Source organism: Halorubrum sp. CBA1125 (assembly GCF_009742825.1).
Taxonomy (GTDB): Archaea; Halobacteriota; Halobacteria; order Halobacteriales; family Haloferacaceae; genus Halorubrum.
Map to the genome: position 1 here is coordinate 1 of NZ_WPCE01000089.1, position 11555 is coordinate 11555.

The 11555-nt window shown below is 71.3% G+C and carries 8 protein-coding genes and 3 pseudogenes; 5 read left to right on the forward strand and 6 right to left on the reverse strand.

Annotation, left to right across the window (positions count from 1 at the left end):
• From thsA to GJ633_RS09450, 4 genes and pseudogenes are all read right to left on the reverse strand, one after another.
• The coding region (gene thsA, locus GJ633_RS09435) for a thermosome subunit alpha (RefSeq protein WP_197431310.1) at positions 1-1273 on the reverse strand (1273 nt) is incomplete at its 3' end.
• A 246-nt stretch (positions 1274-1519) separates the two neighbouring features.
• On the reverse strand, positions 1520-2695 hold the full coding sequence (locus tag GJ633_RS09440; RefSeq protein WP_321168999.1) for an ABC transporter ATP-binding protein: 1176 nt from the start codon (positions 2693-2695) through the stop codon (positions 1520-1522).
• Positions 2685-4562: an iron ABC transporter permease gene (locus GJ633_RS09445; RefSeq protein ID WP_156588619.1), complete on the reverse strand. Its 1878-nt coding sequence runs from the start codon at positions 4560-4562 to the stop codon at positions 2685-2687. Before GJ633_RS09445 ends, GJ633_RS09440 begins: the two co-directional genes overlap by 11 nt.
• Positions 4519-5816, reverse strand: a pseudogene (locus GJ633_RS09450) (thiamine ABC transporter substrate binding subunit). Before GJ633_RS09450 ends, GJ633_RS09445 begins: the two are co-directional and overlap by 44 nt.
• A 113-nt stretch (positions 5817-5929) precedes the next feature.
• Here GJ633_RS09450 and GJ633_RS09455 point away from each other — a divergent pair.
• Positions 5930-6751 carry a hypothetical protein gene (locus GJ633_RS09455; protein WP_156588620.1) on the forward strand — a complete coding sequence of 274 codons (822 nt, stop codon included), beginning with the start codon at positions 5930-5932 and terminating at the stop codon, positions 6749-6751.
• A 98-nt stretch (positions 6752-6849) separates the two neighbouring features.
• Positions 6850-7611: a 1-(5-phosphoribosyl)-5-[(5-phosphoribosylamino)methylideneamino]imidazole-4-carboxamide isomerase gene (hisA, locus tag GJ633_RS09460; RefSeq protein WP_156588621.1), complete on the forward strand. Its 762-nt coding sequence runs from the start codon at positions 6850-6852 to the stop codon at positions 7609-7611.
• 35 nt (positions 7612-7646) lie between these two features.
• On the opposite strand, the gene GJ633_RS18365 is transcribed toward hisA, so the two are convergent.
• Together GJ633_RS18365 and GJ633_RS09470 are read right to left on the reverse strand one after the other, a co-directional pair.
• Positions 7647-7910 carry a hypothetical protein gene (locus tag GJ633_RS18365; RefSeq protein WP_343160893.1) on the reverse strand — a complete coding sequence of 88 codons (264 nt, stop codon included), beginning with the start codon at positions 7908-7910 and terminating at the stop codon, positions 7647-7649.
• A gap of 549 nt (positions 7911-8459) precedes the next feature.
• Positions 8460-9699 (reverse strand): annotated as a pseudogene (locus GJ633_RS09470) (APC family permease); the annotation flags it as partial.
• Positions 9700-10039: 340 nt separating this feature from the next.
• Here GJ633_RS09470 and hisB point away from each other — a divergent pair.
• From hisB to GJ633_RS09485, 3 genes and pseudogenes are all read left to right on the forward strand, one after another.
• On the forward strand, positions 10040-10636 hold the full coding sequence (gene hisB / locus GJ633_RS09475; protein ID WP_156588622.1) for an imidazoleglycerol-phosphate dehydratase HisB: 597 nt from the start codon (positions 10040-10042) through the stop codon (positions 10634-10636).
• Between the two features lie 107 nt (positions 10637-10743).
• Positions 10744-11103: a hypothetical protein gene (locus GJ633_RS09480; RefSeq protein WP_156588623.1), complete on the forward strand. Its 360-nt coding sequence runs from the start codon at positions 10744-10746 to the stop codon at positions 11101-11103.
• A gap of 149 nt (positions 11104-11252) precedes the next feature.
• Positions 11253-11555, forward strand: a pseudogene (locus tag GJ633_RS09485) (YkgJ family cysteine cluster protein); the annotation flags it as partial.

Below are 11555 nucleotides of genomic sequence, written 5' to 3' on the forward strand. Positions count from 1 at the left end.
CGGCGAGCTGCTCGCGGCCGCCGACGGAGTCGGCGAAGTCGCGGAGCTGGAGGGCGAGCTCGGCTTCGGGCGCGCCGCCGCCGGGCAGGACCTGCCCGTCGAGCAGCGTGGTGCGGACGACGCCGAGCGAGTCTTGGATCGCGCGCTCGACCTCGTCGACGACGTGCTCGGTGCCGCCGCGGAGGATGAGCGTGACGGACTTGGCCTCTTCGACGTCCTCGACGAAGATGCGCTCGTCGCCGCCGATGTCCTTCTGGGCGACGGAGCCCGCGAAGCCGAGGTCGTCGCTCTCGATATCCTCGAGGTTGGAGACCACGCGGCCGCCGGTCGCGCGGGCGAGGCGCTTGAGGTCGTCGGACTTCGCGCGGCGGACCGCCAGGATGCCCTCCTGGGCGAGGTAGTGCTGGGCCATGTCGTCGATCCCGTCGCCGACGAAGACGACGTCCGCGCCGATGTCGACGAGGTGGTCGACCATCTCACGCAGCTGCGATTCCTCCTGGTCGAGGAACTGCTGGAGCTGGTCGGGGTCGGTGACGTTGACCTCGGCGTCGATCTCGGTCTCTTTCACCTCGATGGCGCCGTCGAACAGCGCGACGTCGGCGTCCTCGACGGCGTAGGGCATGTTCTCGTCGACGCGCTCCTTGTCGACGATGACGCCCTCGACGAGCTCGGACTGGTCGATCGAGCTGCCGACGACCTTCTCGACGGAGACGTTCTCCGTGTCGATGTCGTCGTCGTCGGCGACCGCGAGCACGGCGTCGACGACGAGTTCGGCGAGCAGGTCCTTGGAGTTCTCGGCGCCCTTGCCCGTCATCGCGGTCTGGGCGATCTCGACGAGCGTCTCGCGGTCGTCCGAGGAGACATCGATGGCCTCCTCGTCGAGGATCTCCTTGGCCTTCTCGGCGGCCTGGCGGTACCCCTGTGCGAGGGTGGTGGCGTGGATGTCCTGGTCGAGGAGCTCCTCGGCCTGGTCGAGGAGCTCACCAGCGACGACGACGGCGGAGGTGGTGCCGTCACCGACCTCCTCCTCCTGGGTCTCGCTCACCTCGACGATCATGTTGGCCGCCGGGTGGTCGATATCCATCTCCTTCAGGATGGTGACGCCGTCGTTCGTGACGACGACGGACCCGCCGGAGTCGACGAGCATCTTGTCCATCCCTTTCGGACCGAGCGTGGTGCGGACGGACTCCGCGACCGCTTTCCCGGCGGTGATGTTCATGTTCTGCGCGTCCTTTCCGGAGGTGCGCTGCGACTCCTCGGAAAGTACGATCATCGGCTGGTTACCCATTCGCTGTCGCTGGGACATAATCAACCTTTGATTGATTGTGATTCTATATAAACCCGTCGTTCGCGTCGTGCGAAACCGCGGCACAGTGAGGGAGTACCACCCAGCGTGTGGTTCTCTAACACGGGTGTTTATATAGTCATATAGACCACAGATCCACCGCCGGCGAGGGGACACGCCGGTTCGGCGGGAATCACTACCGGCCGGAGACCGCGACCGACTGGCGTCGAATCGCTACCGACTGGCGTCGACGACGTGCGCGTCCGTCGGGTCGAACCCGACGACGACCTCGCCGGACGGGGGATCCTGCGTCCGAACGACGAGGTCGCGCCCCTTCCAGTCGAGGGTCACCCGCGTCGTCTCGCCGAGGAACTCCGCGCTCTCGACGGTCGCTCGCATCGCGTTCGTCGTCGCGTCGCCGACGACCAGGTGCTGCGGCCGGACGCAGAACGTCAGGCGGTCGCCGACGGCCACCGCGTTTCCGCCGGCCGCACCCGAGACACCCCCGAGGCCGACGCGGAGGGTCTCGCTCTCGGCTCCGCCTCGCCGAGCGGATCCACCGCCGTCGACCGCGACGATGGCGGTGGCAGGAACAGTGGTCTCGTCGCCGCCCGGGCCGGCCGTCTCCACGACCCGCCCGGCGAAGACGTTGTTGTCGCCGACGAACTCGGCGACGAACCGCGTGGCCGGTTCGCGGTACACCGTCCGCGGCGGGGCGACCTGCTCGACGACCCCGTCGCGCAGCACGGCGACGCGGTCGGAGATCGCCAGCGCCTCCTCCTGGTCGTGGGTGACGTAGACGGTGGTGATCCCCAGTTCGGACTGGATCGCGCGGACCTGCACGCGGAGGCGCTCGCGGAGCCGCGCGTCGAGCGCGCTCATCGGCTCGTCGAGCAGCAGCACGTCGGGGCCCGGCGCGAGCGCCCTCGCCATCGCCGACGCGCTGGGCGCTGCCCCCCGAGAGGCTCTCGGGTCGCGGTCGGCGACGTCGGGCAGGTCGACCAGCTCCAAGAGCTCTGCCACCCGCTCGTCGCGGGTGACGCCCTCGGGCGGATCCGCGAAGTTGAGCCCGTACGCGACGTTCTCGCCGACGGTCATGTGCGGGAACAGCGCGTAGTTCTGGAAGACGACGCCCACGTCGCGGTCCTCCGGCGGGACGCCGGCGATGTCCGCGCCGCCGAACCGTATCGCCCCCGCGGTGGGCGCCTCGAAGCCCGCGATCAGCCGGAGCGTCGTCGTCTTCCCGCAGCCCGAGGGACCGACGAGGGTGAAGAACTCCCCCTCGCGCACCCGGAGGGTCACGTCTGCGACCGCGTCCGCCTCGCCGTAGCGCTTCGTGACGCCGTCGAGCTCGACGGCGACGGGGTCGTCGTTGGGGGCGTCCGAACCGGCGTCTCTGTCAGAGCCCACGGTACTCACCCCCGAGCCGCTCGATGACGACGAAGCTGACGCCGGTGACGACGAGCAGGACGACGCCCATGGCGGTCGCCGGTCCGAGCCGCCGCCCGATGAAACGTTCGATGGCGACCGGCATAGTGTACGCGTCGGCGCCCGTCGCGAGCACGACCGTGGCGGTGAACTCCCCGATCGAGATGGCGAACGCGAACGCGGCGCCCGCGACGACGGCGGGCCAGACCAGCGGGAGTTCCACGTCGCGCAGCGCCCGGACCCGGGAGGCGCCGAGCGCGCGCGCCGACTCGACGAGCGAGCGGTCGAGCCCCTCCAGCCCGGGCGCGACCGTCCGGACGACGACGGGGTACCCCGAGACCGCGTGCGCGACCACGATGGCGGCCGCGCCGGTCGCCGCGATCCGCCAGCCCGCGACCTCCACGCCGAAGACCAGCCCGCGGAGTAGTCCGAGTCCGACGATGATGCCCGACACCGCGAGCGGTGCCATCGCGGCCGCGTCGACCAGCTTCCGGCCGCGGTACTTCCTGGTCGTCAACACGGCGACGACGACCCCCATCGGCAGGGCGACGAGCGTCGCGGCCGTCGCGAAGACCAGCGAGTTGCGGATCGCGGGCCACGGCCGCACCTGGAACGCGGCGCCGGTGCGCTGACGCTGCGCGAGAAAGCGGTAGTGCTCCAGCGTGAGCGCGCCGTCGCCGCCCGTGACGCTCGCGAGGATCATCGACGCGATGGGCGCGAGGAAGATCAGGGCGGCGACCGCCGCATAGACGGCGAGCCCGACGCGGGGGAGGACCTCCCGCGCCGTCAGCGCGGGCGGGTGCAGCGGGCGCCGCGGGAGCGGCCGGACGCCCCGGGACTGCACCGAACTCCGGGCCTCGTACCGGAGGTACGCCAGCAGAACGGCGAGCGAGATGACGAGCTCGATGACCGCCAGCGCGGCGGCCTCGGCGTAGCTCAGGTCGCGGACGAGCCGGTAGACGAACACCTCGACCGTCGCGAGTTCGAAGCCGCCGAGCGCTAAGACGATGGGGAAGGTCCCGAACGTGAACACGAAGGTGAGCGCCGCGCCCGTCAGTACGGCGGGATACACCTGCGGCGCGACCACGTCGTAGAAGGCGCGGGTCGGGCCGGCCCCGAGACTCCGTGCGGTCTCGACCGCGCTGGCGTCGACGGACTCCCACGCCGCGGTCGTCACCCGCGCCACGAGCGGCGCGTTGTAGAAGGCGTGGGCGATCACGACCGCCTCCAGGGTGAAGAGCAGGTCGACCGGCGGGAGCCCGACGGTAGCCAGAACGGCGTTCAGCGTGCCACGGTCCCCGAAGGTGGCGACGAAGCCGACCGCGACCATGATCGACGGGAGCACGAACGGGACGATCGTGAGCGAGCGCAGCGTCCGCCGCCCCGGGAACTCGAAGCGCGCGAGCAGGTACGCCGCGGGGAGACCGAGCGCGACGCTCGCGACCGTCGACAGCGCGGCCTGGTAGGCGGTGAACCCCACGATCCCGAGCCGACGGTCCGGCGAGAGCAGCGCGCGGGCGACCGCGACGGGCGACTCGCCCGCGAACAGCCGGGCGAGCTCGCCGACGTAGAAGGGGTCGCGCAGGATCTCCGCGAAGACCGCGAGGGTGACCGCGCCGTCCACGACGACCGCCTCGACCAGGACCGTGGCGACCGGGTAGTAGAAGGCGACGACGAGCACGGCGCTCGTGGCGACCGCGAGCAGCGTGAGGAGGTCCGCGTCGAAGCGGTCGGCGAGGGCGGCGAGCCGCTGCCCGACGGCCGCGGTCGGACCACCGGAGTCGACGTCGTCGCTCACGCCGTCCTCAGTTCCCGGCGTACTGTCGCTCCCAGTCTTCGACCCACCCATCGACGGAGCCTTGGAGCTCGTCGTACGTGAACGTCACCGGATCGGCGGGCGCCTGCGCGAGCTCGGCGTAGTCCTCCGGGAGCGTCGCGGTGTCGGTGGCGGGGAAGGCGACGTTGCGCTGGGCGATCTCTCCTTGGACCTCGGGTTCGAGCACGAACGACATGAACCGGCGGGCGAGGTCGGGCTCGTCCGCGTCGGCGAAGACGGCCATCCCCTCGGGGTTGGCGTACGCCTGGTCGTTCAAAAAGCGGATCTGGTGTTCCTCCAGGTTCTCGCCCTCCTGGCTCGCGAATACCTGGTCCGTCGAGTAGGAGACGACCATCGGCGCCTCGCCCTCGCTCCAGGCCGCGTAGGCGTCGTCCCAGCTGCCGAGCACGCGCACGTCGTTCTCCTGGAGGTCCGCCCAGTAGTCCAGGTAGTCGTAGTCGGGATCGCCGTCGCCGCCCTCGATCGTCCCGTCGGGATCGCCGAACCGGTGGACGGTGTGGAGCAGGAACGCGCGCCCCGTCGAGGAGGCGCCGGGGTTCTGCGCGATGAGCTGGCCCGCGTGCTCGTCGTCGAGCAGCCCCTCGAACGTCGCCGGTGCCTCCGTCTCCGTGCCGTCGTACACGAGGCTGACGTAGCCGGTGTCGTACGGGACGGCGCGGTCGAACGGGTCGAACAGCAGCCCCTCGCGGACGTCCGCGACGCCGTCGACGTCGCCGCGCTCGGCGAACAGGTCGTCGTCGAGCGCCTCGTCGACTCGCACCAGGTCCTCCGTGGTGAGCCCGACGTAGAGGTCGGCGTCGATGCCGGCGCCGGCCGCCGCGCGCTCGATGTAGTAGTTCACCTCGTTGTCCGGCGTGGCCCACTCCAGCGTGGCGTCGACCCGGCTCTCGAACTCCGATTTGAGCCACTCGCCCGGGCTCACCGAGGGCGCGTCGATGAAACTGGCGTAGGTCGCGACGGTGAGCGTCGGCGTCGATTCGCCGCCGTCGTCCTCCTCGTCGTCGTCGGCAGTTCCGTCGTCGCCGTCGGCGGTCCCGTCGCCGTCGCTTTCGTCCCCCTCGTCCCCGCCGTCGCTTCCCGATCCGCCGTCCCCCCGTCCCCGCCGTCGCCGGTCCGCTCCGCTGTGCAGCCCGCGAGCGCGGCGGCGCCGGCCGCGCCGCCGAGCGCGAGGAACCGCCGCCGGGTGTGGCGGCGCGCGCCCGTTTCGGCGTCCGCTTTGATCTCCGGGTCCGCCTCTCGTCGGCCGTCTCCCGTTTCCTCGTTCATTACTGGGTTGTTGCACTCGGTGATTACATAAGGGATCCGTGTCTCTGCCGGGCGGTATCGCGGATGATACCGCCGTCGACACCGATTTACCCCGCCGCGTCGTGTGTCGGGCCATGACGCGAGAACCGACGCGATCGGCGGCGGACACCACGCGCCGGCGGCTGCTGGCCGGGGTCGCGGCCGCAGGGGTCGTCGGCACGGCCGGCTGTCTCGGCACCCGTTCGGGCCCCGTTCCGGCCCCCACGGTGACGAGCGACCGGATCGAAGACGGGTGGCGGCTGGTCGACGAGACCGAAGAGACGGTCTTCGAACAGGCGTACGGGCCCGTGACGGTGCGCGCGCTGGCGGCGACACAGCTGTACGAGTACGTCTCTGTCGCCGAGGCGCTCGCCGAGGTGACCGACGGGAGCGGGTCGCCGGTGGTCTTCTTCGCGACCCGGATCGACATCCGGCCGGCGGTCGACACGCTGCCCGTCGGGGGCGCCCGGGACCGCGTGATGAGTCGGGCGGAGTCGGCCGCCGTCGACGCGTTCCGCGCGCAGCTCTCGAACGGCGGGATCGAGAACGTCGAGGTCGTCGAGGAGGGGACCACGACGGTGACGGGCGATCACACGGCCACCACGTGGCGGCTCGAAGGGGAGTACCCCATCAGCGGATCGGTGACGGGACGCGACGGGTCGACCTCGTCGATCGACGCGTCCGCCTCGGTCGAGGCACAGCTCGGGGTCTGGCACGACGGGACGGACGTCCTCGTGGCCGGCGGGGCGTACCCGTCCGAGCCGCTCGCGTCGGTGATCGGCGACGCGCTCCCCGGACCGGTGGACGGGGAGACGGCGATCACGGAGATCGCGGGAAGCGACGCCGCCGAGACGCTCGCGACCGACCCGGCGACCTTCGAGGAGGAGATCTCCGCGCTGCTCGTCTCCGTGACGTGATCCCGACCCGATGGTGATCCCGACCCGAGCGTGACCTCGATCGGATCCGACCGCCCGGAACCGACCGTTTTAATCGCCGCCTGCGACTCCGTGGCGACATGAGCCACTTCCCCGAGTTCGAGGTGATCCCCGCGGTCGACGTCCAGGACGGCGAGGTCGTCCAGCTTGTCGCCGGCGAGCGCGGCACCGGGAAACGGTACGGCGACCCGGTGGCGGCCGCCGAGCGGTGGATCGAGGCCGGCGCGTCCACGCTCCACCTCGTCGACCTCGACGGCGCCTTCGAGGGCGAGCGCGTCAACGCCGACGCCATCGAGGCAGTCGTGGACGCCGTCGAGGCCGCGGCGGCGAGCGGCGGCGACCGCGTCGGCCTCCAGCTCGGCGGCGGCATCCGCACCGCCGAGGGCGCCCGCGACCTCCTCGAGACGGGACTCGACCGCGTGATCCTCGGTACCGCGGCGGTCGAGACGCCCGAGATCGTGGCCGAGATCGACGGCACGCACCCGGACAGCGTCGTCGTCAGCCTCGACGCGAAAGACGGCGAGGTCGTCGTCTCCGGGTGGACCGAGGGGACCGGCCTCGACCCCGCGGCGGCGGCCGCCCGCTACGAGGAGCTGGGCGCCGGCGCGATCCTCTTCACGAACGTCGACGTGGAGGGACAGCTGGAGGGGATCGACCGCGAGGCGGTCGAGAGCGTGGTCGACGCGGTCGACATTCCCGTCGTCGCCTCCGGCGGCGTCGCGAGCGTCGAGGACGTGGTCGCGCTGAAGCGGGCCGGCGCGGCCGCGGTCGTCGTCGGCACCGCGCTCTACGAGGGGCGGTTCACGCTGCGGGAGGCGCAGGCGGCCGCGGACGAGGTCTGAGGCGGGCGTCGGCCCGAACGCCTCCTGTTTTCCGCTCAGTCATCGCCGTCGCCATCGGTCGGCCGGGGTCGCTGGACGACGAGGACCGGCCCGAGGAACCGCTCCGCGACTTGCTCTGCGGGCATCCCGAAGACGAACGTCGTCACCGACGGGTCCGTCTCGCCCATCACCACCGCGTCGTGGTCCCGCGCGTGGTCCGCGATCGCGTCGATCGGCGCCGTCGACTCCTCGATCCGCGTCGCGACGGCGGCGCGGTCCACGCCACGGTCGACGAGCGCGTTCGTCGCGTCCGCCAGCAGCGACTCGGCGTCCGCCGCCGGCTCCCCCCTCGCCGAGCGAGTGGTAGAGGGTGATCGTCGTGTCCGTGGTCGCGAACAGCCCCGCGACGAGCCGGGCGATGCGGTCGAGTCCGACCGCCCCGCGGACCGCGACGAGCACCGACTCGGGACCCTCGGTGCCGTTGGCGACGAGCACCGCGAGACACCCTTCCTCGTAGATCATCCGGTCGATCGTCGCCTGCCGCTCGTGGGTGAACACGAGCCGCGTGTCAACGTCGGCGCCGGCGGCCTCGAGCGCGGCCGCGATCTCCCCGAGTTTCGCCATCGCGCGCTCGCCGAACTGCTCGCGGGCCTGCTCGGCGGCGGTCTGTTCGGGGATCACGTGGTAGCCGAGCAGGACCACGCGCGCGTTCGCGAGCAGCGCCGCGACCCCCTCCGGCAGCGACTCCCCGTCGAGCACTGCCATCGGCACGAGCACGGTCGGGCGCTCGGGCGCCGCGCCCTCGTGTGCCGCGTCGGTCGTGTGGGTCGGTTCCTCCCGGTCGGTGGACGAGTCGTGGTCGGTCATGGTCAGAAGGCCCCCTTGAGTTCGACGCCGGCGGCGGAGTAGCGGTACCAGCCGTACGCGGCGCCCATCACGACGGCGCCGACGCCGATCGACGCCGGCCGCATGAACGCGATGAGCGCGAAGCTCGCGGCCGCGCCGACGCCGGCGACGGCGAAGCCCGCCGGGCACCGGAACGACGGCGTGTACCACTCCGGCGATTCGCGACGGAGCTGGATCAGCGCGACGCAGATCAGCCCGTACATCACGAGGTGGAGGAAGGAGGCGACCTCCGCGAGCAACTCCACCTGTCCGGTCGCCGTGAGCACGACGATCGGACCGCCGGCGAGGCCGAGCGCCACGTGCGGCGTGCCGTATCTGAGATTGATCCGGCTCGCGGCCGCCGGAATGAGGTCGTCCCGGCTCACGGCGTACACCGCCCGCGACGCGCTCAGGATCGAGGCGTTCGCGCTGGAGAACGTCGCGAGCAGCCCGGCGAACACGATCACGAGGGCGCCGGGCAAGCCGACGAACGCGCGGGCGACTTCGACCATCGCCGTCTCGCCGAACTCGCCGAGTCTGCTGCTCCCGAACGCGCTCGTCGCGACGAAGATGGTGACGACGTAGAAGACGCCGACGAGGAGCACGGAGCCGACCATCGCGAGCGGGAGGTTCCGCGACGGCTCCTTGATGTCGCCGGCGACCGTCGCGACCTGCGCGAAGCCGAGGTACGAGGTGAAAACCAGCGCCGCCGTCTGGAGCACGGGGAGCAGGCCGCCGGGCGGGAAGAACCGCTCCGGCACGCGCTCGGAGCCGAACACGCCGAGCGCGTCGAGCGAGCCGTAGCTCAAAAACAGCGTGAGGATGACCAGGAGGACGATCACGATCCCGTTCTGTAGCGCGGCCGTGTTCTCGGTCCCGAACAGGCTGAGCGCGGTGAGCCCGACGCCGAACGCGACGCCGAGCGGCACTGCGGGGTCGATCGGGAGCGCGATCCCCGCCTCGAGAAACACCTGCCCCGCGTAGCTGCCCAGCCCGACGAGATAGAACGCGGACGCGAACACGAGGCCGAGCCAGAGCCCGATCCCGACGATCGCGCCGGGAGCGGTGCCGAGCCCGCGCGAGATAAAAAAAGTACCCGCCGCCGCTGCGGGGCATCGCGGTGGCGAGTTCCGAGGCCGGTAGCGCGACGAGCAGGGCGACCACGGCGCCGATCGCGAACGAGAGCGCCGCCGCGGGGCCGGCGTTCTCGGCGGCCAGCCCCGGGAACACGAATATCCCCGCGCCGATCATCGTCCCCACGCCGATCGCGAGTCCGCCGACGAGCCCGATCGTCCGTTCGAGCTCTCCCTCGCCCGTGTCGGCGTCGACGACATCGGCGAGCGCGTCCGGGACCTCGACGCCGGCCGATTCCATGGAGACGTCGGCTCCGTCGGCCGCGGCGGTGCCGGACGGGTCGGTCTCGGCAGCGTCCGGCGCGTCAGACGGGTCGGAAGCGTCCATGCCGTGCGTGGGAACTCCCGGCCGACGCAAATATCCACCGCCGGCCGGGGCGCGCCGGCCTCCCACCCGCAATCCCCTTAACAATCCGCCGCGACGGGCCGGTATGAGCGACCACGAGCGCGCGGCGGCCGTCTCGCGGGAGACGAGCGAGACGACGATCGACCTCACCCTCGCGATCGACGGCGACGGCGACAGCGACGTCGACACCGGGATCGGCTTTTACGACCACATGCTGGAGACGTTCGCCAAGCACGGGCTGTTCGACCTGACCGTCACCTGCGACGGCGACACCGAGATCGACGACCACCACACGGTCGAGGATGTGGCGATCTGCCTCGGCGAGGCGTTCGACGAGGCGCTCCGCGACAAGCGTGGGATTCGACGGTACGCCGACCGGCGGGTCCCGCTCGACGAGGCGGTCGCGAGCGTCGTCGTCGACGTGGCCGGCCGCCCCTACTACGAGTTCTCGGGCGGGTTCTCCCAGGCGTCGGTCGGGGAGTTCACGAGCGTCATGGCCGACCACTTCGCGCTCTCGCTCGCGCACAACGCGGGCCTCACCCTCCACGCGGCGGTCGAGAGCGGGGACAACGCCCACCACGAGGTCGAGGCGCTGTTCAAGGCGCTCGCGCGCGCCCTCGACGACGCGACACGGATCGACGAGCGACGCAGCGACACGCCGAGCACCAAAGGCGAGCTCTAAGGTCATCGGACTTCTGGCCGACGGGAGTGCCTTCGCCGCCGACCGCTCTCTCAAACGCGCGTTTGACTCTCCGGGACTCCCATATCCGCTCGGTCGGAAGTGGGGGTATGGTCCGGCTATCCCCGTCCGACCTCCTCCAGGCCGCGTCGACGACCGACGCCAGCACCCGCTGGCGACTCGAGAGCGAAGACCTCCACGTCCGCAACCACGACCCTCGAACCGACCACGACGTCCGACTGACGATCCGTCGGGACGGCGACCGATGCCACCACGCGGAGTACCACCTGCTCCCCGCCCAGTCGGGCAGCTCGGTGAACCTCCTGCAGTCCGGCGAGTACACCGTCACCGCCGTCGTCGACGACACGGAGCGGGAGACGGCGACGGTCCGCGTCTCCGACGACCCGAACCAGACGATCGTCGTCGAGATCATCAACGGGTCGGTACGGATCTCCGAAGGCGTCAGCTAATCCCGGTTTCGGCCTCGGATCGACGCTGATACGGCGCTGAGACGGTGCCAACCGATCCCGGCGATCGGTCTGTTTCCGGCGGTCCCCCAATTCGTCCGTTTCCGGCCGATTCCGTTTTACGTGCGCGAATCGTTCTCACGGACGAACCGATGGAGCTCCGCTGTGAGGGGTGTGCCGGCTGCTGTGTGGACTGGCGGCCGCTCGACCCGGACGCGCCGGGACCGACCGCGCGGGCTCGCGCCCGCCGCTCGACGACGCCTACGATCTCGTGCCGCTCACCCGCGACGAGGTCGCCCGCTTCGTCGACGACGGGCTCGGCGACGTCCTCGTCCCTCGGCTGTTCGAGCCGGCCGACCGCGACGACCGCGTGACGGTCGACGGCGTCGCCCTCGCGGCTGCCGGCGGCCGGCCGGTCTTCGTTGTCGGGCTCCGCAAGCCCCCGAAGCCGGTCG

Bases quoted from the DNA above. Each gene is read 5' to 3' on its own strand.
- GJ633_RS09445 (WP_156588619.1), bottom strand. From the start codon at position 4,562: ATGGGTGGGTCGAAGACTGGGAGCGACAGTACGCCGGGAACTGAGGAC.
- GJ633_RS09455 (WP_156588620.1), top strand. From the start codon at position 5,930: ATGACGCGAGAACCGACGCGATCGGCGGCGGACACCACGCGCCGGCGG.
- hisA (WP_156588621.1), top strand. From the start codon at position 6,850: ATGAGCCACTTCCCCGAGTTCGAGGTGATCCCCGCGGTCGACGTCCAG.
- hisB (WP_156588622.1), top strand. From the start codon at position 10,040: ATGAGCGACCACGAGCGCGCGGCGGCCGTCTCGCGGGAGACGAGCGAG.
- GJ633_RS09480 (WP_156588623.1), top strand. From the start codon at position 10,744: ATGGTCCGGCTATCCCCGTCCGACCTCCTCCAGGCCGCGTCGACGACC.